Origin of the sequence: Leptospira semungkisensis (genome assembly GCF_004770055.1) — a bacterium.
In the GTDB taxonomy this organism is placed as follows: Bacteria; Spirochaetota; Leptospiria; order Leptospirales; family Leptospiraceae; genus Leptospira_B; species Leptospira_B semungkisensis.
Genome location: NZ_RQEP01000019.1, coordinates 552,696 through 578,019, shown reverse-complemented (window position 1 = coordinate 578,019; position 25,324 = coordinate 552,696). Strand labels below are relative to the sequence as shown.

Annotated in this window: 20 protein-coding genes; 11 read left to right on the top strand and 9 right to left on the bottom strand. The window is 42.5% G+C overall.

Annotated elements, in window-relative coordinates:
- Positions 1-5 precede the first annotated feature (5 nt).
- Positions 6-578: a TetR/AcrR family transcriptional regulator gene (locus EHO59_RS16945; protein WP_246053010.1), complete on the top strand. Its 573-nt coding sequence runs from the start codon at positions 6-8 to the stop codon at positions 576-578.
- Positions 579-602: 24 nt separating this feature from the next.
- On the opposite strand, the gene EHO59_RS16940 is transcribed toward EHO59_RS16945, so the two are convergent.
- On the bottom strand, positions 603-1,673 hold the full coding sequence (locus tag EHO59_RS16940) for an amidohydrolase family protein (RefSeq protein ID WP_135589625.1): 1,071 nt from the start codon (positions 1,671-1,673) through the stop codon (positions 603-605).
- Between the two features lie 276 nt (positions 1,674-1,949).
- Here EHO59_RS16940 and EHO59_RS16935 point away from each other — a divergent pair, with 276 nt between their 5' ends.
- The 6 genes from EHO59_RS16935 to dmpG are packed head-to-tail and all read left to right on the top strand — an operon-like array spanning position 1,950 to position 8,395.
- On the top strand, positions 1,950-2,837 hold the full coding sequence (locus EHO59_RS16935) for an alpha/beta fold hydrolase (protein WP_135589624.1): 888 nt from the start codon (positions 1,950-1,952) through the stop codon (positions 2,835-2,837).
- 3 nt (positions 2,838-2,840) lie between these two features.
- Complete coding sequence (locus tag EHO59_RS16930) at positions 2,841-3,824, top strand: VOC family protein (protein WP_135589623.1); 984 nt, start codon at positions 2,841-2,843, stop codon at positions 3,822-3,824.
- 20 nt (positions 3,825-3,844) lie between these two features.
- Positions 3,845-5,587, top strand: a complete 1,743-nt coding sequence (gene mhpA / locus EHO59_RS16925; RefSeq protein WP_135589622.1) for a bifunctional 3-(3-hydroxy-phenyl)propionate/3-hydroxycinnamic acid hydroxylase MhpA — start codon at positions 3,845-3,847, stop codon at positions 5,585-5,587.
- A 1-nt stretch (position 5,588) separates the two neighbouring features.
- Positions 5,589-6,383: a 2-keto-4-pentenoate hydratase gene (locus tag EHO59_RS16920; RefSeq protein ID WP_135589621.1), complete on the top strand. Its 795-nt coding sequence runs from the start codon at positions 5,589-5,591 to the stop codon at positions 6,381-6,383.
- Between the two features lie 27 nt (positions 6,384-6,410).
- The gene (locus EHO59_RS16915) at positions 6,411-7,367 is read left to right on the top strand and encodes an acetaldehyde dehydrogenase (acetylating) (protein WP_135589620.1); all 957 of its coding nucleotides are present in this window, start codon (positions 6,411-6,413) and stop codon (positions 7,365-7,367) included.
- Entirely contained in the window at positions 7,364-8,395 is a 1,032-nt protein-coding gene (gene dmpG, locus EHO59_RS16910; protein WP_135589619.1) for a 4-hydroxy-2-oxovalerate aldolase, read from the top strand. The genes EHO59_RS16915 and dmpG overlap by 4 nt, the downstream gene beginning before the upstream one ends.
- Here the strand turns inward: dmpG and EHO59_RS16905 are convergent.
- On the bottom strand, positions 8,378-8,833 hold the full coding sequence (locus EHO59_RS16905; protein WP_135589618.1) for a DMT family transporter: 456 nt from the start codon (positions 8,831-8,833) through the stop codon (positions 8,378-8,380). The genes dmpG and EHO59_RS16905 overlap by 18 nt on opposite strands.
- 22 nt (positions 8,834-8,855) lie before the next feature.
- Positions 8,856-10,148 (bottom strand): phospholipase C/P1 nuclease family protein, encoded by a 1,293-nt coding sequence (locus EHO59_RS16900; RefSeq protein ID WP_246053008.1) that lies wholly within the window; start codon positions 10,146-10,148, stop codon positions 8,856-8,858.
- A gap of 338 nt (positions 10,149-10,486) precedes the next feature.
- Here EHO59_RS16900 and EHO59_RS16895 point away from each other — a divergent pair, with 338 nt between their 5' ends.
- On the top strand, positions 10,487-11,587 hold the full coding sequence (locus EHO59_RS16895) for an NHL repeat-containing protein (RefSeq protein WP_167882131.1): 1,101 nt from the start codon (positions 10,487-10,489) through the stop codon (positions 11,585-11,587).
- A 21-nt stretch (positions 11,588-11,608) separates the two neighbouring features.
- On the opposite strand, the gene EHO59_RS16890 is transcribed toward EHO59_RS16895, so the two are convergent.
- Genes EHO59_RS16890 through EHO59_RS16880 form a run of 3 tightly spaced genes read right to left on the bottom strand, consistent with a single transcriptional unit; the run spans position 11,609 to position 17,710 of the window.
- Positions 11,609-13,234, bottom strand: coding sequence for an efflux transporter outer membrane subunit (locus EHO59_RS16890; RefSeq protein WP_135589616.1), 1,626 nt, complete (start codon positions 13,232-13,234; stop codon positions 11,609-11,611).
- Positions 13,231-14,445 carry an efflux RND transporter periplasmic adaptor subunit gene (locus EHO59_RS16885; RefSeq protein ID WP_135589615.1) on the bottom strand — a complete coding sequence of 405 codons (1,215 nt, stop codon included), beginning with the start codon at positions 14,443-14,445 and terminating at the stop codon, positions 13,231-13,233. Before EHO59_RS16885 ends, EHO59_RS16890 begins: the two co-directional genes overlap by 4 nt.
- Positions 14,446-14,449: 4 nt before the next feature.
- On the bottom strand, positions 14,450-17,710 hold the full coding sequence (locus EHO59_RS16880; RefSeq protein ID WP_135589614.1) for an efflux RND transporter permease subunit: 3,261 nt from the start codon (positions 17,708-17,710) through the stop codon (positions 14,450-14,452).
- Positions 17,711-18,353: 643 nt separating this feature from the next.
- Between EHO59_RS16880 and EHO59_RS16875 the strand changes: the two genes are divergently transcribed.
- Entirely contained in the window at positions 18,354-19,928 is a 1,575-nt protein-coding gene (locus EHO59_RS16875; RefSeq protein WP_135589613.1) for a helix-turn-helix domain-containing protein, read from the top strand.
- Between the two features lie 61 nt (positions 19,929-19,989).
- Here the strand turns inward: EHO59_RS16875 and EHO59_RS16870 are convergent, their stop codons facing one another.
- Entirely contained in the window at positions 19,990-20,775 is a 786-nt protein-coding gene (locus EHO59_RS16870; protein WP_135589612.1) for an MBL fold metallo-hydrolase, read from the bottom strand.
- A 278-nt stretch (positions 20,776-21,053) separates the two neighbouring features.
- On the opposite strand from EHO59_RS16870, the gene EHO59_RS16865 reads away from it, so the two are divergent.
- Positions 21,054-21,953, top strand: coding sequence for an SDR family oxidoreductase (locus EHO59_RS16865; protein WP_135589611.1), 900 nt, complete (start codon positions 21,054-21,056; stop codon positions 21,951-21,953).
- A gap of 16 nt (positions 21,954-21,969) precedes the next feature.
- A complete protein-coding gene (locus tag EHO59_RS16860) occupies positions 21,970-22,890 on the top strand; it encodes a helix-turn-helix domain-containing protein (protein ID WP_135589610.1) in 921 nt (306 codons plus the stop codon).
- A gap of 49 nt (positions 22,891-22,939) precedes the next feature.
- On the opposite strand, the gene EHO59_RS16855 is transcribed toward EHO59_RS16860, so the two are convergent.
- Both EHO59_RS16855 and EHO59_RS16850 read right to left on the bottom strand, forming a co-directional pair.
- Positions 22,940-24,361 (bottom strand): alpha/beta fold hydrolase, encoded by a 1,422-nt coding sequence (locus tag EHO59_RS16855; protein ID WP_135589609.1) that lies wholly within the window; start codon positions 24,359-24,361, stop codon positions 22,940-22,942.
- Between the two features lie 52 nt (positions 24,362-24,413).
- Complete coding sequence (locus tag EHO59_RS16850; RefSeq protein WP_246053006.1) at positions 24,414-25,232, bottom strand: helix-turn-helix transcriptional regulator; 819 nt, start codon at positions 25,230-25,232, stop codon at positions 24,414-24,416.
- Positions 25,233-25,324 lie beyond the last annotated feature (92 nt).

Sequence of the window (25,324 nt, the reverse complement as noted above, 5' to 3'; positions counted from 1 at the left end):
AGATTATGAATGCAGCTCTACGTTTATTCGCAACTAAGGATGCTGGGGAAACCTCGATTGCGGAAGTTTCTGCAGAAGCTGAAATTGCAAACGGGACTTTTTATAATTACTTTAAAACGAAAGAAGAATTGTTAGAAGCATCCGCTCTCGCTCTAGCCGAGTCCTTGGTGGCCGAGGCTGTCACTCTCATGCCCGACATTACGGATGGGGCCGAAAGGATGGCAATAGGTGGGATGCTTTTTTTAAAGAGAGCTAGAAACGATGCTGATTGGGCTTGGGCTTTGATCAGGGTTGCGGCAGTGGCACCAAGGATGAGTGAACTTCTTCGAGCTCAACCATTGAAAGACATGCAAAAAGCAATTAAGTCCGGTAGATTTACTATCGATTCGGAAGAATCTGCATTGGGACTGTATGTAGGTGCCTTGCATTATGGGATCCGCAATATCTTGGAAGGAAGAGTAAAAAATAAATCCCATGATGTGGAAATGATCGCTTTTGTTTTAAAGGCATTCGGTGTATCCGCAACCACAGCAAAAAATATTAGCCAAAGAGCCTTTGACCGAGCCTGGAAAGAGTAATCATTCTTTTTATATTCATTTTCGTTAACGGTTCCTCACTTTTGCTGCAAGACTTACGAATCTTTTGATGACTCGGGATCTAATTGCTGTGCCTAGATCCATACTGTCAAAACTAGGAGCGATCCCTGAGGCCTCTCCTTCTGTTGCTAAGCTTGGAAATAATTTTAATGCATGTCCTCTGTCAATCGCGGCGAGAGTGGTAGGATCGAATTGTTTTAATTTAGCAAGTTCCTCTCTTTGATGGACGAAGAGAGGCTCTGGAGCGAATGGAAAATCGCTACCGAATAGAATGTGATCTGAATCCACTAATTCTTTCAATGCGGACATTGCAAATGGGGAAGGGGACAATGCAGTATCAAAGTAAAACCTTCTTAAATAGGTGAGTATTCCTTGCGGTGTTCTTTCTGAAATTTCAGGGAGAAGATTTCCTAAAGATACTCTCCAAGCTACATAGGGTAAGAATCCTCCCGCATGCGCGAGTATCCATTTGATCCTAGGATACTTTTCAAGAGTGCCTGTATAGATTAGGTTCACTGCAGCTCTCGTTGTATCACAAAGAAATTCTAATATGAATCCGGGAGTTTTTAATCCAAGAGTTTCACTACTTGGATGAATATCTGGGTGAACGAATACAACTGCGTTTCTTTTGTTCAACTCTGCCATGAGTTCCTCAAAATCAGGATCTCCTAAAAATTTACCTCTGGTGCTGGCAAGAAGAACGACTCCCTCGGCCTTTAAAGTATCCAAGGCATAGATTGCTTCTTGCGTTGATTCTTTGGGGAGAGGCATCGGGAGAATTGCAAATGAGCCAAATCTCCCAGGGTATAACTCCTTTATTTCTCTTGCGTATTCATTACAGCGACGTGCCAAAGAAACTGCAGCTTCTCGATTACCGAAATAGACTCCTGGAGAAGAAATGGACGTAATTGCAGTTCGAACGCCATTTACATTCATCGCATTTATAGAACGCTTCGGATCCCAAGATGGAAGAGGCGCACCTGCAACCACTTTTATTCCCTGATCATGTAAGGCTTCGGTATAAAAGGAAGGGATAAAATGATGATGCACATCGATGGTCCTTATTTCCTTACGCATATTATCTCCTGATTTCTTTGCACAATGATTTTAAATAACAATCGTTGTTTAAAAAGTCAATATTCATTATTAAATATACTCTATTAAAATGAGAGATATTTCAAAAATAATATATTAGTCAACTTTTGTTCTTATTTTTGATCGAAAATATACGAGAACGCTGTTGATTTGTTTATTTTTGCTTGACAAAAGTTTTTAATGAGGAAGATTCCAAAAAATAAATATATATCAAAAATGAGAGTTATCTCATAAATATGATCGTCAGAGGATAGTGATATGGAGTTGAGAAAGTTGGATTTTCAAGCCGGATCAAGGATTTTGCCCGTAGGGAAGCGAAGGATCCAATTCTATGAAGCAGGGACAGGTGAACCGGTCTTAATGCTGCATGGCGGGGGTCCTGGAGCTTCAGGAATATCGAATTATTCTAAGAACATTGAGGATCTTGCTAAGAATTTCAAGGTTATCGTCCCGGACATGCCTGGTTACGGAGGATCGACTAAAGGGCTTAATGGTAAAGATCCCTTTGGTGACCTTGCTGCTACAATGTTTCAATTCTTGGATGTATTAGGTATTTCTAAGACACATGTTATAGGCAACTCGCTGGGAGGTGCCTGTGCCTTGAGAATGGGATTAGAAAAACCGGATATGATATCTTCTCTGATTCTTATGGGTCCTGGAGGGGTAGACACAACAAGATCTTTCCCTACGAAAGGTCTAAGTCTCCTTTTAGATTATTATTCAGGGAAAGGGCCCAGCTTAGAAAAGATTACTGAATTCATTCGAGATTACTTGGTTTACGGTGGTTTGGATATTCCTCCCTCTTTGATCGAAGAGAGATATAGATCCAGTATCGATCCGGAGGTGATTCAATCTCCTCCTCTACGTCGACCAAGAGGTATTCCTAACTTTAAGAATTTAGATTTCACTAGGGATCCTAGACTTTCCAAATGCGAGATCCCGACCTTAGTGCTTTGGGGAACTGAAGATAAAGTCAACCGACCTAGTGGTGGACCTTCTTTGCAGAAGCGTTTGCTCAATTGCGATCTTTATTTATTTAGCAAGACCGGACATTGGGTGCAATGGGAAAGAGCGGAAGAGTTCAATTCCATTACAAAATCCTTTATTTCTTTCCATTCAGGTTCAAAAACCTCCGGGAGGATCTAAGAGATGTCTCACGTCTTTTCTACGGATTCTTTCAATTTTGCTGAACTGGGATACGTCGTTATCGAATCCAATTATTTGGAAAGATGGCTCGTTTTTGGAAGGGATGGGATAGGTCTGCATGCTGAATATCTCTCTGAAGATATGCTTTCCTTTAGGATAGATCAACATGCCAGACGATTTCTGATCAAGAAGGGAACTTCAGAAGATTTAACATCTTTGGGATTTCGAATTAAGGATGAAAATTCTCTTCAGAACATATTAGGGATATTAAAAAAAAGAAATATATCTGTTAAGAAAGGAAATGGGTTCGATGCAAGCTTAAGAGGTGTAGATGCATTTTGGGAATTCTCCGGGCCGAAAGGGCTAAAGATAGAGATCTTCACTCAACCGATCCTTACTGAAACTCCTTTGAATATGTTGTCGCAAGGATTTGTTACAGAGCAATTTGGAATGGGTCATGTTGCAATCGTTTCCAAGCAACCTGAGAAATTGATAGAATTTTGGCAGGAAATCTTTGGAGCAAGGATAAGCGATCGTATAGAACAGAGAATGTCGGGAGTAATATTGGATATTACCTTTCTGAGGATGAATCCTCGTCATCATTCATTAGCGATTGCTGCTACAAGAGGATTGAGAATGGATCCACTTCCTACTCGAATCCAGCATTTGAATCTTGAAGTAAAGAATTTAGAAGATATGACCCAGGCATATCATCGCTGTAAAGAATTGGGATTCGAGATCGCACATGGGATCGGGCAACATCCGAATGATCTAGAGTTATCTTTCTACGTGATCACTCCTTCCGGTTTTGAATTCGAAGTCGGATGGAATCCTATAGCGGTGAATGAGAATGAGTGGAAACAGAATAAATACAATCGGATCAGTGCCTGGGGTCATGAGCCTGAGAATGCTACCGCATTCTCCAGATGGAACGAATTTGCGAGGGGATTTCTCTCTTTATTCCGTTCAGAGTATAGTCCGTTTTGATAGTGGAGGATTAGAATATTATGGAAAGTTTAAGTATTTCCGGACAAGAGAATTACGATGTGGCGATAATAGGATTAGGCCCTGCGGGACTTACTCTCGCGCATATCTTGGGCAAAAAAGGATTAAACGTCATCGTTCTGGAGAAAGAGCCAGTATTTTATGGAAATGCGAGAGCCGTTTATACTGATGATGAATGTCTTAGAGCGTTTCAGGCTGCAGGAGTTGCGGATGATCTTCATAAAGACATGATGTTTGATATTCCTGTTCAATTTACCTTTGAGGATGGAAGGCCAATCGGGCAGTACATTCCAACAGGAACTCCTAATGGATGGCCGATTGTAAATTTCTTATACCAACCTTATTTGGAAACGAAGCTAAGCGAGAAGCTCGGCCAGTATGATAATGTTAGGATCTTCAGAGGAAGAGAGTTTAGGTCTCTTGTACAGGATAAGGAAGGGGTTACTATTTTTCATATCGCTTCCGAAGGGACTGCATACGGACAGAAGGCTGAAAATCCAAAACCGAAAGAAGATGAAGATGAACAATCTCTCAGAGCAACCTACGTTGTAGGCTGCGATGGTGGAAGAAGTAAGGTCCGCGAGATCTTAAACGTAAAATTGAAAGGAAAGAATTTCCCGGAACCTTGGTTGGTGGTGGACTTAAGACAGAAGAACATGGAGCTGGGGCTTCGTCATCTTCCGTATTTCAATTTTTACTGCGATCCGAACGGACCAGTTGTGAGTTGTCCTCAGCCGGATGGATATCATCGATTCGAATTCAGACTGAAGACCGGTATTTCCAAAGAATACATGGAGAGACCAGAAACGATCCGGATGTTATTATCGAAACATGTGAATCCAGATCTTTTCGAGATCAAAAGAAGATTGGTATACACGTTTAACGGACTCGTTGCGGAGAAGTGGAGAGAAGGTCGTGTTCTTTTAGCAGGAGATGCTGCACATATGACTCCTCAGTTTATGGGCCAAGGTATGAGTTCCGGGATCAGGGATGCCTTCAATCTTGGTTGGAAGCTGATCGAGGTATTGGGTGGAAGAGCGAGTGATAGATTATTAGATACATACCAGAGTGAAAGATACTTTCATGCAAAATCGATGATCCAGATCTCAACGATCCTTAAGGATGTAGTATCCTTAGAGAATCGGTTTCTGGCTGCCTTACGTGACACTTTTCTAATGGTGATCAAATCAATTCCTAGTTTGTATTCGATTTTCCAGGAAGGAAAGTTCAAACCTAAACCTAAATATAAAAATGGAATGTATTTTGGCCTGCCTAGGAATTCTACCAATCGTCACGCGGGTACTTTGATACCTCAACCGGAGCTTCAGATCCTGGATGGTACGAATCGAAAGATGGATCAGATCATCGGGAATTCTTATGCTATCATTGGTCAAGGAATCGATCCGAGAGAATATCTTTCTGATAAGTCTCTCTCTTTTCTGAATTCTATTGGAACAAAGTATATTACGATTTATGAAAAAGGAAAAAGACCCCAAGGCATTCGAGGTGTGGCCAGGGACTTTGATTCGGATCTGAGCGAGGTCGAAGATATCTATAGTCTTTTAAAGCCTTGGTTTCGGGAGGCTGGATACAAGAAGAACGGGGTAGTGTTATTACGTCCGGATAAATTCGTGTTTGGTATGGCAAGATCGAATGGCGATTCTCTTGTAACGGAATTAGAGCGTCAACTTGATATCAAATCGGTATCCCTTCCATCAAAAGTAAAACCTTTCGCGAGAATATAATATGGGTGATAAAGAGGATCCTTCGAATATACAATCGGCTGCCTTTGCACTAAGGGAAGCGAGAAGAAGCAAAAGGCCGATCCCTCCAATCACTCAAACATACGGAATCCGTGGTTTAGAAATTTCTTATGAAATTGCTAAGATCAATCATTCGGAAAGATTGCAAACCGGCTCTAAGGAGATAGGCAAGAAGATAGGACTGACATCTAAGTCCGTTCAAACCCAGTTAGGAGTCGATCAGCCAGACTTTGGTACTCTTTTTTCAGATATGGAGTATCTGGATTTGGATGAAGTACCTACTTCTAAACTCTTGCAGCCAAAGATTGAAGCGGAGGTCGCTTTCATTTTAGCTCGACCGATCCAAGGAAGTATTCCGAGCTACGGGGAATTTTTGAATTCAATCCTCTATGCTCTTCCTGCTCTTGAGATAGTAGATAGCGCCATTCTGGATTGGAAGATCCAATTGGAAGACACTGTATCGGATAACGCTTCATGTGGACTATTCGTTTTAGGAAATCAACCGGTTTCATTGGGAAATTTGGATTTAGCGGGAGTCGGGATGTCTCTTCGAAAAAACGGGAAAATTGAGTCTCTCGGATCCGGTGCTGCTTGCTTGAACAATCCGCTAAGAGCTGCCTATTGGCTTGCAAAAAACCTAATAGAGAGAGGCCAGGGAATGAAAGAGGGAGAGATCATTCTCTCCGGTGCTTTAGGGCCGATGGTGCCCATTCAGATCGGCGACAGTTTGGATGCAGAGATAAAGGGGCTCGGCAGAGTTTCTTGCACAATGGTTTAATTCAATCTTTTACATTAGGTACTTCTTATGGAACGAAAAGTAAAAACTGCAATTATCGGATCAGGAAATATAGGAACTGACTTGATGATCAAAATTTTGAGGAACTCGAAAGACTTGAAAGTTGAGGCACTCGTTGGTATCGATCCGAATTCTGACGGATTGGCAAGAGCCGAACGGTTAGGGGTTAGAACTACGCATAAAGGAGTAAATGGTTTATTAGAATTTCCTGATTTTTCCGAGATCGAGATCGTATTTGATGCTACTTCGGCGCATTCTCATATTGAGAACGACAAAATATTAAGAAGTAAGAACCCGGATATACGAATGATTGATCTAACTCCTGCAGCGATTGGTCCCTACTGCATTCCGGTAGTAAATTTGGAAGAGAATCTGCATCAGAAAAATATTAACATGATTACTTGTGGGGGACAAGCAACCGTTCCGATTGTATATGCGGTTTCTAAGATTGCAAAGGTCCATTATGCTGAGATCGTTGCCTCCATCAGTAGTAAATCAGCAGGACCTGGTACTCGAGCGAATATAGACGAATTTACGGAAACCACTTCTAAAGCGTTAGAATCGGTAGGTGGAGCAACAAAAGGAAAATCGATTATAGTCATGAATCCGGCTGAACCTCCACCTATGATGAGAGACACGATCTATATACTCTCAGAATCGGAGGATATATCCAAGATAGAAGCTTCTATCTTGGATATGGTAGCGGCAGTGCAGAGTTACGTTCCAGGATATCGTCTGAAACAGAAAATCTTATTCGATTTCATCTCCAAGGATAGTCCTCTGAAAATTCCAGGTGTAGGAACTATGTCAGGGTTGAAGACCACAGTTTTTATAGAAGTAGAAGGGGCTGCGCATTATCTACCTTCTTTTGCAGGGAATTTGGATATCATGACTTCTGCGGCCATGGCTGCCGGGGAGAAGATCGCTAAATTACAAAACTATAAATTACGGGAGACTGCAAAATGACTCTTGCTCAAGGCAATAAGCTTTATATTTCCGATGTGACTCTGAGAGATGGAAGTCATGCAATACGCCATCAATATTCGCTTTCTCACGTAAAGAATATAGTACAAGCTCTGGACAATGCTAAAGTAGATAGCATTGAAATAGCTCACGGGGATGGACTGCAAGGTTCTAGCTTTAACTATGGATTTTCAGCTCATACCGATCTGGAGATGATTGAAGAAGCGGTTCAAATCGTAAAACATGCAAGAATTGCGACCTTGCTTCTTCCTGGTATAGGCACCATTCATGATCTAAAAGAAGCGTATAACGCAGGTGCTCGTTCGGTGCGAGTAGCCACGCATTGTACGGAAGCGGATATATCTAAACAACATATCGAATATGCAAGGCATTTGGGAATGGATTCCGTCGGTTTTTTGATGATGAGTCACATGATTCCTCCTCTAAAATTAGCGGAGCAAGGTAAGTTAATGGAAAGTTACGGTGCAGAGTGTATCTATATCGTTGATTCCGGCGGGGCAATGAGTATGAATGATATCCGAGATCGTTTTAAAGCGATGAAGGATGTTTTGAATCCGAAAACCCAAACGGGGATACATGCGCATCACAATCTCTCCTTAGGAGTGGCAAATTCGATTGTAGCTGTGGAAGAAGGATGTGATCGAATTGATGCGAGTCTTGCGGGCATGGGTGCCGGTGCTGGAAATGCTCCCTTAGAAGTATTTATTGCTGCTGCCTCCCGCATGAATTGGAATCATGGAACGGACCTATTTACCTTAATGGACGCCGCCGAAGATTTGGTTCGCCCTTTACAAGACAGACCAGTGCGAGTGGATCGGGAGACTCTGGCACTCGGATATGCGGGAGTCTATTCCAGTTTTCTACGTCATGCAGAAGAGGCTTCTCGCAAATTCGGGATTAAAACGGTGGATATTCTCATCGAATTAGGAAAACGGAAAATGGTCGGAGGCCAGGAAGATATGATCCTGGACGTCGCCTTAGATCTAATGAAATCAACCTTTCCGAACTAGCCAAGCACTCAGGATCAGTAAGCCCATTCCGACCCATTTCTGTAGAGAAATGGGTTTTTCAGGAAAACCTAATATTCCCCATTTTTCCAAGAGTATAGAAGTAAGGACTTGTCCGAATAGGAAAAGCGCGAGCCAACTAGTTGCGCCTAACTTAGGAGCAAAAACGAGAGCGGAGGTAACTACAATCGCTCCTAAAAGTCCTCCTGTCCAGATCCACCAAGGATTTTCTTTAGCAGTTTGCACTAAGAAAGAAGCAGATTTCATTTCTCCTAAAGCGAATGCGGTGAGGGCAAGTACGATTGTGCCCACTAAAAAAGAGACTGTTGATGCTAACCAAGGACTTTCTAGGCTTTTACCTAATAAAGAATTGATACCAGGTTGAATGGACATTGCGAGTCCTGAAAAAATTGCGATGAGGATGGGGAAGATTAGATTCACGATTGTTTCCTTATGCTTTCGATTATTTTGGCAATCCTGCCCTTACGTAATTCCGAATATGCGAACCTACACTTTTCATGTGTTCTGTAATTGCAGAATCTAATTCGACTAATGACTTTTGGTTGATCTGCGGCAATAGATTCCCTTCAGAAAAACCTGTAAGAAGATTCGAATCATCGATTAGGGTATCGATCTTATCTGAAATATCGTAGCTTTCCTTGGTTAATATATTTATAATATAGGAATCGTTATATTCTCCGAATGTATTGTCCAGATTCCTTTGCTTTACGCTTTGAATAAACGGATGAGTTACATCTTTCTTTGCATACGCGTTTCTGAGCATTGTAAAATGATATTTTTCGATCGTTTGGTGACGATTCGAGATCCGATCGATTGCTTCATTCTTAGCATTTTCAAATCCGAATATAGCTTTGATATTGATCCAAAGCATACCGAGTGTACCGTAATTCGGAAGAACTCTCGCATGATATGGTTGCGTCAGATCTCCTACATAATGCATTCCCCAGCCTAAGAATCGATATCCCCAATACTTATGACCGGTTTGGAAGGCGTAACGGGAGAGAGTTTGAAATTGAAACACTCTATACCGAGGATAGGTGCGAGTCAAAAAGTCTGCAGCTAAGAAGATAATAGGTGATTCATGATAATAACCGATATGAAATGGAACTTGAGTACTATAATAGATCTTAGAATCTCCGAAAGATTGTATTCCAAAATTATAATCCTTTCCTATCTCTTCTCCGTTATCGACGAATAGATTCAAGTCGAGACCGAAATCGGGTTCGTCTCCTGCGGTTGCGAGTACCTCGAGGGGACTTACCATCTCTCCCATTCGAATATCATAAAATTCGTAATCTTGCTTTAGATCCTTCTCCCCGTAGATACTAACTGTATTGGGATTGGATTTTTTTCCTGGAAGAGTTTGCCCGGGAAGATTCTGTAAATAATATCCTAAGGGAGTGCCCGGATTTACTCTAAGAGCTCTTAGAAAATGATTTCGGATCGTTTTTCGATCTCCTCCCTTGAAAGCTAGTAGCTCCGGTCTCGGAGAATTTTTCGAGTAAGTATGGCTTGCTTCATTTTCCATTTGGTCCATGAGAGAAACGAGACCGTCTTTTTCTTTCAGTAAGAAGTCTTCGAGAGATTCTACTTGGACTTTCGGTGCTGAAACGAGTTCCGGCAAACTTTCGAGAGCAGGTTTGTTGAAGAGAAAATGATTCCACCAAGCATGCGCAGGAGTTGTAAAGAAACCGATTGTAAGGAAGAAAATTAGGATAAAGGAATTTTTAAACACAAAGAAGACATTCTAACAATTAAGTTCGAAAGTCAACGGAGAATCTTACTTTTAATGCACTATCGCTTATCGTCTTTTTTCATCCAAGCTATTTGGATTATCGAATCAGAACATGGTCCGCCTGTATTGATCCATCTATTTCCGATCAGATCAGGCCACTCATTCGAGTGATAGAGTAAATTACGTTTTCGAAAATTATTTCTATACAAAAGTATCTCTTGCACGTCGTATAATCCTAAATGTCTATGATCCTCTTTCGAATAAGCAAAACTCCTTACTTCTTATTCGTATGCATTCTTGTTTTCTTTCTTAACTGTGGCGCGGTCAAGACGGAAAGCATGTGTGATCGTTCGAGCGATTCCTATTGGAAATTTACTCTACTCGCTCAAATATTAGGAAACGATACTTCTCCTTGTAACGGGATCGCGAGCGAATGCGGGACCTTAAAGACAGGAGAGAATGCTAGCCTAGTTCTCGGACAAAGCGATTTTGTTTCGTCCGCGTCCGGTTCGGGTTTAAATCAATTGTATGATCCTAGAGGAGTGGCTCACGACTATAAAGGTGGTGTCTGGGTTGGGGATTCTGGAAATGCGAGAGTTCTCCATTTCTCTCCTCCTTTAACGAATGGAATGAGCCCCGATATCGTTTTAACTGCGGGCATGTCTGGTGTTAGCTTTGTAACTGGAGAACCTCAGGGAGGAGTTTGGGTAGGAGACCAAAATAATCATAGAGTCATTCATTTTCCTAACGGCGTGGCCACCGGAGGAACATTCGATATCATGCTGGGAACAGGATCAGCGGGAATCACTTCAAATAAACTTTATTATCCGATGCAAGGAGCTATAGATCTTGCTGGGGGTGTTTGGGTGAGTGACTATATGAATTACAGAGTACTTCATTTCTCTCCTCCTTTAACGAATAGTATGAGTGCGGATATAGTGATCGGACAAACTGATTTTATAACTCGCACTTTAGGATTAGCGCAGAATAAATTGAATTATCCGCAAGGAATAACAGTGGATAAGAATAATCATCTCTGGGTCGCAGACTCAAGTAATCAGAGAGTATTAAGATTTTCTTCTCCTTTTTCTAATGGAATGAATGCTGATGTCGTACTAGGAGCTCCGGACTTTACCAGCACAGGATCGGGAACCACGCAAGATGATAGTTTCGGTGGGCCTTCTGGAGTCTCCACGGATCTAAACGGTGGGGTTTGGGTAGGAGATAACGGAAATAGTAGAGCGTTGCATTTTTCTTCTCCATTCTCCAATGGAATGAATGCGGATAAGGTACTCGGAGAACCGGATTTCGTCTCGACGAATGCTTCTAATATCGTTTCTGCCGCTTATGTGAGGAATCCTATGGGACTTAGTTTCAGTCCGTGCAATGGACTCTGGCTGACCGATCAGCTCAGCAACAGAGTCTTGCTTTTTCCTTGATGAGTTTTACTCGGTCGGAGATCACTTATCCAAACTAGGCGCTGTTAGATCCTTGTCCTTCGCATTGGCATTATTTTCATCCGTATTCACATCGATTCCGCCGGCAGGATCAGGTTTCTTACCAGGAATATCAAAGATATTGAATGGTTGGATCTTATCGTCCGGAGGTAATTGATCGTTCTTCCAACCACCGCCTAACGCACGTATCAATCGAACAGACGCTTTATTCAATTCCGTTTTGACTAGAATGGCATCAATTCGAGCTTCCATGGTACTGACCTGGGCATAAATCAATTCCAAGCTGTTACTGAGTCCCCCTTGGTACAATGCCATGGTCATATTCTGCACCTGCAAGGCAGCATCCACTGCGGCATCCTGGCGTTCCGATTGTGTAGACATGAGGGAAGTTTCAGTCAGACCATTTTCCACTTCTCTAAATGCGTTCAATACTGTGGAGCGATAGTTATCTTCCGTTTCGCGATACGCAGACCATGCTTGTTGCAATTGAGCTCTACGATAGCCCCCTTGGAAGATGGGAAGAGAAACAGTCGAGCCATAAGACCAGAAGCTATTCGCTAACTGGACTAAGTTCATTCCCCCCTCGAAACCTCCTCCTGCGTTAAACGAAATATTCGGAAAGAAGGCGGCACGAGCGATCCCGATAGTCCGGTTCGCCATTGCCATTTTACGTTCCATAGAAGCTACATCCGGTCTACGCTCCAAAAGGGTGGCAGGTAAAATTGCCGGTACCTTGAACGAAGCCATTTGTAGATCATCTACAGGAGGGATCTTGAAATTGGACGGAGCCCTGTTGACTAGGATCGCAATCGCATTTTCTATCACTCGCATCTTAGCCTGTATGTCCAAGCGTTTTGCCTGAGTGCTGGAGAGAAGAAACTTAGCTCTCTGTACATCCAGTTCGGGAGCAAGCCCATTCCTGTATCGTAGGTTTACAAGATTAAGAGACTGCTCATAATACTCGATAGAGATTCGATACGTATTATCCTGTGCATTCAACCCTCTGAAGGTGAAGTAATCGGATGCGAGCTCTGCTTGTAAGCTCAATCTAGCTAGGGCATAATCCGCCGCTACTGACTGAGCATTGTAGATTTGAGCACGCGTAGAATTTCGGATAGAAGACCAAAAGTCAGGTTCCCAAGAAGCAAGGCTTCCGAGAGATGCGGTCCCTTCGCGTGTGTGCTCTCCATCTCCACGAAACAGACGGTTGTCGGATTGCTTATTATTCGAACCGCTTAATCCTACCCCTAAATGAGGAATCAATTGGGAACGGATCTTAAGCATTTCATCTCTTGCTTGGACGAAACGTTCTGCTGCGGCTTGCAAATCCGGGTTTGCAGAGATCGCAAGTTCCTCTAATCGATTCAGTACCGGATCGTGAAAGAGCCTCCACCAATCACTTTGTATCGCTTCTCCTTCAGAAGGATTTGCTTTAACAAAGGGACCGGATCCACTCCAGGATTCCGGAACCACAAACTCAGCGCTCTTATACTTAGGAGCAAGATCTATCGCGGGACCGCTCAAACAAGAAACAAGTAAAACTGGAACTAGTAAGAGCGCGGCCCATTTTCTAAGAACGATTCGTAAGGCGGTTGTTTTATTTATCTTTATGTATAAGGTTTTGCTCATTTGGACGCTACGGGTGCATGTTTTGTATTATCTTTTTTAGTAACATTCATATCCGCATATCCAGTTCTTGGCTCGACCACCTTTACTTCGTCTCCTTCTAAAAGAGAAGCGGAAGGGTTGTTTACGATTCGATCGCTTGTATCAACTCCGTCCCTTACTTCAATGATGGTATCGACAATCTTGTTGATTGTGATCGGCTTGAAATGGATCTTGTTGTCATCGGTAACTGTCGCTACTTGTGTTCCTTTCTCATCGAAAACAAGAGAACTGGAAGGAATCGTTAAGAGATCCTTCTTCACCGCAGCGGTAAGAGTTACTTGAGCGTAAGAACCAGGCCATAGAGATCTGTCCTTGTTATCGATTGTGAACTCTGCTACTACCGTTCTCATATTCAGGTCGAAGCCTTTAGCTACAGTAAGGAAGTTCGCGACAAATTTCCTGTTCGGAAATTGCTGCACTGTTAACTCTGCGGTTAGACCAGGCTTCAGGAGATACGCAAAGGTTCCCGGAACGGAAACGAATAATCTCATCCTGTGGATCTCTGCAACTGTGAAAAGGTTAGAAGGCGTTTTGCTGTCGTCAATATTCCCTTCTTGGTTTACATAGTCTCCAACGTTGATATTCCTTTGGATCACGACTCCGTTAAATGGAGAAACGATCGTTTTGAAATTCATTCTTGCCTTAAACTTGTCCACGTTCTTCTCTGCGGATTTCATCTTAGCTTCTTCGGAGTTTTTGTCGGCAACTGCGACCGAAATGGACTGCTCGGAAACTGCATGAGAATTTCTTAATGCTAAATAACGATCTGCGGTAACTGCAGCAAGTTTGTACTTTGCTTTCTGAGAATCCAGATCTGCCTCTGCTTGCGCATATTCCGCATCCAGAGCAGGGACTCGGATCCTTGCGAGAACGTCCCCTTCTTTCACCTCCGCACCGTAATCCTTGTACCACATCTTCACATAACCGGAGACCTGTGCGTAGATTACAGCTTCGTACCATGCTCTGATGGTCCCAGGAAGAGTGATTGTCTCCAACGGATTAGGAGGCTCTGGATTGACTACGGAAACCTTAGGAATGGAACCTTCCAGTGCTTCCTGTTTGAACTTCTCCGCGCTATGAATCTGTTGATAGAATACATAGCAAAGGAATATACCTCCGAATGAGATCGAAGAAAGAGTTAAAAGTTTTCTTTTAGGTAATTTTGGGATCATGGGGTTATCCTTTTTGTGCGTTTGATTTGTTGTTGTATACGATTGCGTAGATACATGGAACGAAGAAGAGAGTAGCGAATGTTGCCACTAACAGTCCTCCGATTACGGCACGACCTAACGGAGCGTTTTGGGAATTACTCATGGACATAGGAACCATTCCTATGATCATCGCGGAAGCTGTCATGATTACCGGTCTGATCCGAGAATAACCTGCTTCGATTGCAGCCTTGACTGCATCTCCGTGAACCATCAAGCGGTCTCTTGCATAAGATACTACTAAGATGGAGTTTGCAGTCGCTGTTCCCATACACATGATCGCTCCTGTTAATGCAGGCACCGAAATATATGTGCGTGTGAGGAATAGGGACCAAGCAATTCCGGCTAACGCTCCAGGAAGAGCTGTGATGATGATGAACGGATCTGTCCAAGACTGGAAGTTCACCACGATCAACAGATACACGAGTAAGATCGCAAGAACCAATCCACCTAAGAGCTCGATATAAGCGCTTCTCATGGTTTCTGCCTGGCCAAGGATCTCGATTGCGGCTCCTCTCGGAAGCTCGCTCTTCATGGATTCCATGATGCGTTCCGCGTCGCTAAGAACACCGCCCAAGTCTCTTCCTTCTGCAGAAACGTAAACGTCTATCAGAGGCAAAAGGTTTTGGTGGGTTACGAGACCAGGAGTTCCTGTAGGAGTAATGGTCGCGAGATTTCCTAAGAGTTGGATCCGATTCTCAGAATTGTCTTCTAGGTCTCCCTTATTGATAGGAACGGTGAGTAGGTCTTCCGTTCTTCTCATCTGAGGCTGAGGCACATAGATATTGATCTGATAAGAAAGACCGGTCTTACGATCCATCCAATACTCTTGGTCGATCTGTTGGCTTCCCGAAGTCGCTAAGAGCATATTCTCTGCAACTGCTTTCAGAGGAAGATCAACGTTGATGCCGAGACTTCTGTTCCCGTTCACAAGCAGAGTAGGAGTGCTCATCGTTTGTTGGATCACAACGTCCGCAGATCCAGGGATGGTTCTAAGTTTTCCCTGTAGCTTTTGAGCGAATGCGAAGTTCTGCTCCAAATCCATCCCGTTGATTTGAATATCGATGGGGGAAGGGGAACCGAAGTTTAGAATCTTCGCAGTCAAGTCCGCAGGTTGGAAGGTGAATATGGTTCCTGGATAAAGTTCTGTTAAACCTTTTCTCAGGGTCTGTCTGTAATCCCAAACCGGAGACTCTTCGTCTTTCAGCTCGATCGTTAAGTCGCAGTCCTGGGAACCGATGGTTGGAGTAGGAATGAACGCAAGGTTGTGAGGACCTACTGGAAGTCCACAGTTACTGAGAACGCTTTCTACCTTGTCTGGAAGTAATTTCTTAATATCTTCTGAAACGAGAGTAGCAATCCTTCCTGAAACTTCAATACGAGTTCCAAGAGGAGCGCGCATATGCATTTGCAAGGTTCCCGCCTTGATCTCTGGGAAGAAGTCTCTTCCGTTCAGATAGAATAGAACAAGAGAACCAGTTGCAATGCAAAGGAATACAAGCACGAATTTCTTACGGTTCGCAATGACTCTTTGCAGTATGATATAGTAACGCTCTCTGAAGTCTGTAAATCCATGCTCGAAGCTTTTTTGAAAACGTTTCAGATATCCGACCGCTTCGCCTAGCAAGGTAATCGGAAGATTTAATCTCTTAGTCACAAATGTTTCGTGATGAACTGCATGGATTTGCTTGGATGGTTTCGCGCTAGGTTTGGAATGTGATCCATGTCCATTTCCGTGTCCATGATCATGCGCAGTCAGAAGATACTTGGCCATGGTAGGGACAAGAGTTCTGGAAAGAATGAAGGAAGCAATCATCGCCAATGCCACCGCTTCTGCCATAGGCTTGAAGAGCCAGCCGGAAACCCCGCTCAATTCGAAGAGAGGGAACCAAACGATCACGATCGCGAGTGTCGCAACGAAAGTCGGGATCACGATCTCGTTCGCAGCATCAATGATTGCAGTTTCTAACGGTTTGCCCATCTCAATGTGGGTGTCGATATTCTCGATCATTACCGTGGCGTCGTCCACGAGGATACCGACGGCCAATGCCAAACCTCCCAAGGTCATCACGTTAATGGATTCGTGAAGCATGTGAAGACCGATGAGTGAACTCAAAAGAGAAAGAGGAATAGAGGTAGCGATGATTGTAGTCGCTCTCCAAGAACCTAAGAACAGCAATACTACGAGTCCGGTAAGGCCTGCGGCTAATACCATCTCGTGAACCACGTTCTCGATAGAGTCCTTAACGAAGACGGATGCATCGTTCAACATTTTGATCTCAACGTCGTCCGGAGCGATCTGTTTAATCCTTGGCATTACTTTGCGGATTCCGTCAACCACGTCCAATGTGGAAGCCTCGCCACTTTTCATTACAACGATTAGGACGGATTGCTTTCCATCTACGAGAACGGAGTTCAACTGAGGAGGGCCGCCTAAGGCAACGTTTGCAACGTCTCTCATGAAGAAAGTGCTATTGCCGACTCGCTTAATAGGAATATCATTGAAATCTTCTACAGCAAGAGGGATAGCATTTGTCATTACCATCCAATCTGTCTTGCCGATCTTTTGGTCTCCCGCAGGTAACACTGCACTCTGTTCGTTGAATGCCTTAAACACATCCATAGGAGAAAGATTCCTGGAGAGAAGCTTCTGCTTATCTAAAGAAACTAAAAGCTGCATAGGTGTTCCGCCGTAAGGCTGAGGAATGATCGCGCCAGGAATGGTTACGAGCAAGGAACGAATCCTCATGAATGCAAGGTTATAGAGTTCTGCCGGAGTCATCTTCTCCGAAGTTACCTGAAGCATAGCAACAGGAACGGAAGACGCCTCCAAGCGCATGATCATAGGTGGTGAGATGTCCGGAGGCAGGGACGTCACCACCGTTTGCGAGATGGCCGCTACCTCCGCTTCGGCTCCCGCAAGGTTCGTGTCAGGTTGTAGTTCGATATTGATGATACTACTTCCGTAATAGGATCTACTATTGATAGCCTTGATCCCTTCTACAGTACTGGTTAATGCTCTTTCGAAGAAGTAAGTAATCCTTCCTGCAACGTCGGAAGGAAGCATTCCCTGATAACCCCATACAACCGAAATGACCGGTATCTTGATATTCGGAAAGACGTCTGTCGGAGCCTTAAAGATAGATTGGATCCCGAAAAGTAGGATCAGAATAGCAAGGACCACGAAAGTGTAAGGTCTCTTGAGTGCGATTAAAACGATTTCATTCATTTATTGTAAGCTCCGAGTAACTGAAGGAAAGAGTGGCGTTCTGAAATCGAAGAGCGTCTTTCTCTGTCCTCTACTAATTTAGAAATATCTGACGTCAAAAAAGTTCGATCTTTACGACCGAAATAAGTATTTTCGAAAAACATAATATGATTTCGTCCCTTGAGGATGATTGAATATAAAGAATTTATAATGGGAAGGGAAGGGCGTGCATTCGGTCCAGTGAATATCTTGCGATGATCACATTTCGATGCTCCCTGAATGAATGAGAGTGAGATGTTCTTAGCGATGTAAGCTGAAAAGTTCTTAATAGACATCCACCAATCTTATGGCATGCTGCACGTTTAAGTTTACTGTTCCAATTGAATGGATCAGATTCATGATTCGATCCCGAATGAGTCCGATTCTTCCCTCGTACCAAAATATTGTACGATTCGGTTCGAATACTCAATTATGGCCCTGGTGTCCGTATAATGGATTTGCAAATGTCCAAATCGGCTTGATAATGGCCAATTAGGATGCCCAAGGTAGGAAGGGGTTGACGGTGTTTTCTGTTTCATTTCATTTCCCTCTTATATTTGTAGCATTTACGAAGGAGAAAATCGTCCCGGTTTATAAGCCTGGACTGGGTTTTTGAGCGATCAAAGTGTCTAGAATAAAAGTATTTCTATTTTTGATCCTGGTTTCTGGAGCCTTTTCTCAGATTTATTCCCAAGGGGATGAGAACAAGGTCGGTCACCTGCGCATTCTGGACCGGGATCACGCGAATTGGAAGCAGATCGATGATTTCTCGGTGCTTCTGGACTGGGGATTCTATCCGGAACCGATCGATCTTCGCTTTCGGATCGGGAATTTACCTGAGGAATCTAAGACCGAATTCTTAATTTTTCCATGGAGTCACCTGGATTCGGTTCAGGTTTGTGATCTCAAGGACAATTGCTTGCAGGCAGGTTTTGCTCATCCAGTCGACCAATGGCTGATTCCCGGCATTTTTCCCGTTTTTCCACTCCGTAAGTTCCTCGAGAGCAGCTCTGAAATTAAGGTGAGAATCCAATCTAGGAACTATATTCTTTCAGAGGTTCGCTTAGTAAGTGCAGAGGAGTTGTATTCCATTACTACTCTTTATTCCGGGATTGTGTTTTCACTTCTTGCACTTGTGATCGTTCAGATCGCATATCTGATCAATTCCTATGTTCGTCTTCGTTCCAAATGGATTCTGTATCAGATCCTTTTTTCCATAGGCATGGGGCTTACATTTTTATTCGTGTCGGGAATAGCATCCAGATACCTCTTTCCTGGACTCGGATTTCCTCTTTCCTTGGGAAAGAAGATCATGATCGGATACCTGATCATCTCTGGCACTCTTTGGGTTTCTTATTTTCTCAAGATCAAACAGAATTTCAAACCTGTTTGGTACTTCTATAACTCGGTCAATATTCTGACGGCAATATTAGTCGCCTTGAGTTTTACTCAGTTTCCTAGGTTATTTATTTCTCGCTCTTTTACGATCCTCTACTTGGCGGTGACTGGTACTGCGATTATCTTAAGCCTTATCGCGATGAAGCGAAAGACGATCCAGACTCGTTGGTTCGCTATGAGTATGTTCTCTCTTCTTGCGATAGAGATCCTGAATATCATCTCTTATAAGACCTACTTCTCCTTTGATGGTAAGAGTTTTCTTTTCTTTATAGGTTTCTTCGTTCCTATCAATATATTCCTGACAAGCCGAGTCGTTCGGACTCGAATCAGAGAATTGGAATTTGAGATCGCATTACGGAGGAAGGAGCTAGAGAGCTTCCAAAATAGTGTGCTTGAGAATCAGTCGGATTCTTCCAATGAAAAAAGGAAGTCGACTATCATAGGGATCAATGTGGACGAAGCCCTTGCTCGTCTGAACCGACTTCTTGACGAAGATAAGATCTATTTAGAGGAAGAGTTGCGCATCAGTGATCTTGCTGCTGTTCTGGGCTTATCCGTTCATCAGGTCTCCGAGCTTCTGAACCAAGTTTTGAATATATCCTTTCCGGATCTTCTTAAGAAATACAGGATAGAAGAGGCGAAGAGAATTATCTTAAACGATCCTTCTGTAAACATACTGGATCTTGCATTTTCGGTGGGATTCCAATCTAAGTCCTCATTTTACGATTCTTTTAAGAAGTATACGGGACTGACTCCTCAGGAGTTTAGAAAATCACTCTTGCCGGATGCTCCTGAAGAATGATCGATTCTCAAAGTCCCAGGAAGGAAGCCTAAACTTCTCCCCGAGACTATTCTTTAGGGTCTTAATACCAGTTGATCAATTCAACAGTTGTGCTAGGGCTTGATTCCTTTACGAGCGCTTTGAATTTTTCAGTGTCACTCAGTCCGTCCTTTCCACGGTAGTGATATGGATAAACGACTTTCGGTTTGAAGTCTTTCACTGCGTCTGCAGCTTTTTCGACAGTCATCGTATACGGTTGGTTCATGCAAAGAAAGGCAATATCAATATTCTTTAATGATCTCATTTCTTTGATATCTTCTGTATCTCCGGAGATATAGATCGTTTTTCCGCCGAACTTGATCAGATAGCCGTTTCCTCTTCCTTTGGTATGTTTATCTAAATGTTCTTTAGTAATATTATACATCGGAACAGCAGTGAAACTTATATCGTTTACCGAAGTCGATTGTCCGTTTTTCAAGCGAGTGATATGGGTGTATTCTTTTGCCTCTTTTGCGACTGCTTCTGGAGCAATAATTGGAGTGTCTTTCGTAGCAATCTCGCCCAAAGTCTTTAGATCCAGGTGGTCCGGATGAATATCGGTAATTACGATCAGGTCCGGTTTTTTCAGATCCTTATATTTTTCTCCACCCCAAGAAGGGTCCACATAGATCGTTTTATCTCCGATCGTAAGCACAAGGCTTCCGTGAAAGATCGGCTGTATCTGGATGAGACTTTGAGAACTCGGGACTTCTATTTTAGGTTTCAAAGTTGCTGATGCGCATGCAACGAATCCTAACGCAAGAATTGCGATAAGTAGTAGCGATGAAACGTTTCGTATATTCCGAGAAAGATTGCTTATTGATCTCATTGGATCTCCTTATTTTGATCCGATTCATTCCATTGTTTATGGAAATCGGATTGATCGAAAATCCAAAATATTTCTCTTTTTGAAGTTTGTAAAGATAAGTACGAATATCGACCAAGGACTAATCGCTAGTTTAAGTTTCTCTAAAGCCTTAAATATGGCTACATTCGTCTGAGATTCGGCTACACGAATAATCAAGCTAAAACGAACTTCTGATGTTCTAAACGGATCAGAATTAGAAATACCGCTTATATAAGTATCTCTAATTCAGGAGAAGATCAATGAAGATCGTAGTTACAGGTTCGTTAGGACATATTAGTAGGCCACTTACGGAAGAGTTGGTTCAAAAAGGACATTCGGTTGTAGTAATAAGCAGCAATCCGGAAAGGAAGAATGAGATAGAAGCATTGGGAGCTACTGCAGCTATCGGTAAAATGCAGGACAGTGATTTCTTAGCAAAGATCTTTCACGGTGCAGATATTGTGTATGCGATGGAAGCAGTCGGATTCGAAAGCTTCTTCGATACGAGCATAGACTTTGTAGAAGAGATTCATCGGATCGCAAAGAGTTATAAGGAAGCGATCTTGAAATCAGGAATAAAGAAAGTGATCCATCTGAGTAGCATCGGTGCTCATACCGATAAGGGAAATGGAATTCTTGCATTTCATTACGATGCGGAAAATATATTGAGAGAGTTGCCTGAGGATGTTTCCATTAAGTTCATGCGTCCGGTCGGCTTTTATTACAATCTGTTTGGGTTTGTGCAAACGATGAAGACACAAGGTGCTATTGTTTCCAATTATGGGGGAGACGAGAGAGAGCCTTGGGTATCACCTTTGGACATTGCGAAAGTAATAGCCGAAGAAATAGAAAATCCTTTCGAAGGCCGAAGCTTCCGTTACATTGCAAGTGATGAAGTTTCTCCAAATGAAGTAGCAAAGATCTTGGGGGAGGCGATCGGAAAGCCAGATCTGGAATGGATGGTCATTTCTGATGAAGAATTAATGAAAGGAATGATCGCCTCCGGAATGACTCCGAAGGCTGCCAAGGGTTATACTGAAATGAACGCATCCAGAAGAGGAGGCGTATTGTATGAGGATTATAACCGCAATAAGCCGGTCTTAGGAAGGACCAAGTTAAAAGACTTTGCAAAGGATTTTGCAAAAGTGTATAACTCATAAGAATGGATTTGATCGGATGACAAACAATAAGCCGTATAGGATCAAGAGCATCAATGAATTCCATCAGTTAAGGGGTCTCCCGAAACCGGAGCATCCTTTGATTAGCGTGGTGGATTATGCAGCGATTCGACACTCTTCAGAATTCAATGTTACTAGTTGGACCCTTGATTTTTATTCAATCTCGTTGAAGAGAAACTCTGCCGTAAAGATGAAATACGGACATCAGGAATACGATTTTGACGAGGGGATCTTGTTCTTTATGGCACCTGGTCAAGTCTTTAGGATTGAAGTAAATAGTGATCTTCGCCCGGAGCATTCCGGGTGGATATTGCTCATTCATCCCGATTTTATCTGGAATACATCCTTAGCAAAGAATATTAAAAAATATGAATATTTTGATTATTCGGTGAATGAAGCCTTATTTCTATCCGAAAAAGAAGAGGCCACCGCAAATAATACCATTCAAAATATTCGACAGGAGTATCATTCCAATATAGATAGATTCAGTCAGGATATAATTATCTCACAGATAGAAACATTGCTCAATTATGCGGAGAGATTCTATCATCGTCAGTTTATCACTAGAAAGATTACCAATCACAAGGTTTTAGATAGGTTGGAAATAGTTCTAACGGAATATTTTCAGGAAGGAGATCTGAAGCAAAAAGGACTTCCTTCGGTCCAATTCGTGGCAGATGCACTGAATGTTTCTCCGAACTATCTAAGCGGGTTGCTTAAGGTTCTGACCGGACAAAGCACTCAGCAGCATATTCATGATAAGTTGATCGAAAAGGCAAAAGAAAAATTGTCTACGACTGATCTTCCTATTGCCGCGATTGCCTACGAACTGGGCTTCGAACATTCCCAGTCTTTCAGTAAATTATTTAAAAGTAAAACGAATCTCTCTCCGCAAGAGTTCAGACGTTCTTTTAACTGATCTGTATTCATGCAAGACATCCGGATTCAGATTCGTTTTAAAGTACATTCTATTCTCGGACCGGATGAGCAGATAGAAATTCTTTGATCTCTGGGATCATCTCATCCTTTGTATCTTCAAAGAAGAAATGATCCGCATTCGGAAACTCGATCGTTTTATGATTTGGAAATACTGTCTCGAAGCGTTCTCTTTCTTCTATAGGAAATCCTTTATCTTGTAGGGCCCAGAAGATCAAAGCGGGCTTCTCTTTTAATTTAGAAAGAAAGTCTTCTATCTCTTGAAAGTAATCATTTGCTTGAGTGATTTGTCCCGGATAGAATGCTGCGATCCCTCTACGCTGACCAGAAGGAAGAAAAGGACGAATATAAAGATCCATTTCTTCTGTAGGTAATTTCCGAACGATCCCATTCTTGATCCCTGCCTGAGAGAATGCATTGAAGTTGATCTGGAAAAATTCTCCGATAGGTCCTCCTACAAGAAAAGAGAATATACCCCTAGGAGAATTCGGATCCGTTTTCCAGGCCCAGGTGCTTCCTAAAATCATTCTTTTAACCAATTTCGGATGACGTCCCGCAAATCCCAAACCGATCGGGCCGCCCCAATCCTGCATCACCAAGGTCAGATCTTTTAATCCTAATATATGAACAAACTCTTCTAATACGATACTTTCTTCTTTGGGAGTAAATCCGAAGCCTTTAGAAGCAATAGACTGACCGAATCCAGGATAATCTAATGCGATACAACGATAAGATCCTTTTAATCCTGAGATCAGATCTCTCCACTGATAGGACCAAGAGGGATTTCCATGTAAGAAGAGTAAGATCTCTCCTCCTCCCTCATCTACATAATGGATCCTTGCTCCGCTCGGCAGATCTATGAATTTCTGCTCTGCATCGAAGATCGTCTTTGGGATCTCGAAAGTGACTTCTGGGGAAGAAGGAGCCGAAAGATCCAAGGAAACCGCGGATACAAAAGAGATCAGCTCTAACCCTCCGATAATAAATATTACAATTTTTGAACGTAAGGAAAACCGAATTCTATCTATAAGAAAAGGAAGAATCCAGACAACGGATAGAAATGCTCCAGTCAATACAGGTATGGAATAAAGCAGAAATCCAACATTTCTGATGAATAGTATTAAACCGATCAGAAATACTTGAGCAAACGAAGCGAATGCCAAATAGATTTTTGGTCGTTTAGATCTGGCTTTCAAATATTGATATAAGAAACCGTTTAAGATGCTTAATCCTATACAAATCGGAAACAGTACGCTAATCCTCAGCTCTGGTGGAAAACCGATCCCTCTGCTATGAGGTATGGCTTCTGTCAGGAGGATCATCAAAAAGGTTAAGAGAATAGAAAAGAAAATGCTTCTTACAAGCGTATTCAAGATAGAGCCGGTAAGGGTTCTTTCTTTAGGAGCGATGTCTTGCGAAACGCTTTCTTCGTGGTTTTGAATTCTTGCTTTCATGCAATAGAGAATACTCTAAGGAAGAAACGCAAAATTGTAAAAATTCAGGAAATTACCAGAAACGTCTAGGAGAAGGGGATTTAAAGAACTCTTTCGGAGTTTGTCCTGTAAAAATCTTAAAGTCCTTAATGAAATGAGCCTGATCAAAAAAACCTGCCTGTATCGCTGTTTCTGTTAGGCTTTTCTCTGGGGAATAGGAATCGATGAGGTTTCTCATTCTAATAATTCCTGCATATTGTTTTGGACTTGTGCCTATAATTTGTCTGAACTTTTTCTCAAGAGAATCTCTGCTAATCGGCATTCCCTTAACTAAGTCAGCAATCCTGAGATCTCCTTTTGCAGCACGGATCCTACGGATCGTTTCTCGAATCAAGGGATCGAATCCGGATCCTCTCCATTCAGAGACTAGAATACTCTCTAAACGAGAAATCCTTTCTTGGTCTGTCTTTGCTTCTAAAAGTTTTTCTTCTATCTCTTGGACCTTACTAGACTGCATGAAATTTTCCATGGACAATCCCATTCCAAAAATCTCATGCATCGGTTCTCTAAAAAAGGAAGACGCTCCACCTTCTTTGAAAAGAACAAGTAGCATAGAGGAATTTTTAGAATAGTGAGCAATCCTTGCCTTTCTTCTGAGACCACTTAGGCCAAAAAGAGGGGTCCTCGTTTCGGAACCTTCTTCCAATTCGGAAACGCTTCCTCTGATCTTAAAGAATAATACTACAGAAGATCCAGGGATAAGTGTATTCTTTAGCTCTTCATGACTCTCTATGATCAGGTAGGTCTGAACAAACGGTTTCAGAAATTCGCTAGGAGAATATCTTCTCATGCTTCCTGTTTGCAGAATGATTGGCTGAGAGGCGAGAGACATCTTTTTCCGACCTATTTTCCCTCGCCAAAATCAAGAATGTCAATGTTTATATGAGTGTGTTTCTATTTCCAAAACTGGTTTTAATCGATCCT

What these genes read in the sequence shown, in the direction of transcription:
- EHO59_RS16945 (WP_246053010.1), top strand. Translation starts at nt 6, where the DNA reads ATGAATGCAGCTCTACGTTTATTCGCAACTAAGGATGCTGGGGAAACC.
- EHO59_RS16940 (WP_135589625.1), bottom strand. Translation starts at nt 1,673, where the DNA reads ATGCGTAAGGAAATAAGGACCATCGATGTGCATCATCATTTTATCCCT.
- EHO59_RS16935 (WP_135589624.1), top strand. Translation starts at nt 1,950, where the DNA reads ATGGAGTTGAGAAAGTTGGATTTTCAAGCCGGATCAAGGATTTTGCCC.
- EHO59_RS16930 (WP_135589623.1), top strand. Translation starts at nt 2,841, where the DNA reads ATGTCTCACGTCTTTTCTACGGATTCTTTCAATTTTGCTGAACTGGGA.
- mhpA (WP_135589622.1), top strand. Translation starts at nt 3,845, where the DNA reads ATGGAAAGTTTAAGTATTTCCGGACAAGAGAATTACGATGTGGCGATA.
- EHO59_RS16920 (WP_135589621.1), top strand. Translation starts at nt 5,589, where the DNA reads ATGGGTGATAAAGAGGATCCTTCGAATATACAATCGGCTGCCTTTGCA.
- EHO59_RS16915 (WP_135589620.1), top strand. Translation starts at nt 6,411, where the DNA reads ATGGAACGAAAAGTAAAAACTGCAATTATCGGATCAGGAAATATAGGA.
- dmpG (WP_135589619.1), top strand. Translation starts at nt 7,364, where the DNA reads ATGACTCTTGCTCAAGGCAATAAGCTTTATATTTCCGATGTGACTCTG.
- EHO59_RS16895 (WP_167882131.1), top strand. Translation starts at nt 10,487, where the DNA reads ATGTGTGATCGTTCGAGCGATTCCTATTGGAAATTTACTCTACTCGCT.
- EHO59_RS16890 (WP_135589616.1), bottom strand. Translation starts at nt 13,234, where the DNA reads ATGAGCAAAACCTTATACATAAAGATAAATAAAACAACCGCCTTACGA.
- EHO59_RS16885 (WP_135589615.1), bottom strand. Translation starts at nt 14,445, where the DNA reads ATGATCCCAAAATTACCTAAAAGAAAACTTTTAACTCTTTCTTCGATC.
- EHO59_RS16880 (WP_135589614.1), bottom strand. Translation starts at nt 17,710, where the DNA reads ATGAATGAAATCGTTTTAATCGCACTCAAGAGACCTTACACTTTCGTG.
- EHO59_RS16870 (WP_135589612.1), bottom strand. Translation starts at nt 20,775, where the DNA reads ATGAGATCAATAAGCAATCTTTCTCGGAATATACGAAACGTTTCATCG.
- EHO59_RS16865 (WP_135589611.1), top strand. Translation starts at nt 21,054, where the DNA reads ATGAAGATCGTAGTTACAGGTTCGTTAGGACATATTAGTAGGCCACTT.
- EHO59_RS16860 (WP_135589610.1), top strand. Translation starts at nt 21,970, where the DNA reads ATGACAAACAATAAGCCGTATAGGATCAAGAGCATCAATGAATTCCAT.
- EHO59_RS16855 (WP_135589609.1), bottom strand. Translation starts at nt 24,361, where the DNA reads ATGAAAGCAAGAATTCAAAACCACGAAGAAAGCGTTTCGCAAGACATC.
- EHO59_RS16850 (WP_246053006.1), bottom strand. Translation starts at nt 25,232, where the DNA reads ATGTCTCTCGCCTCTCAGCCAATCATTCTGCAAACAGGAAGCATGAGA.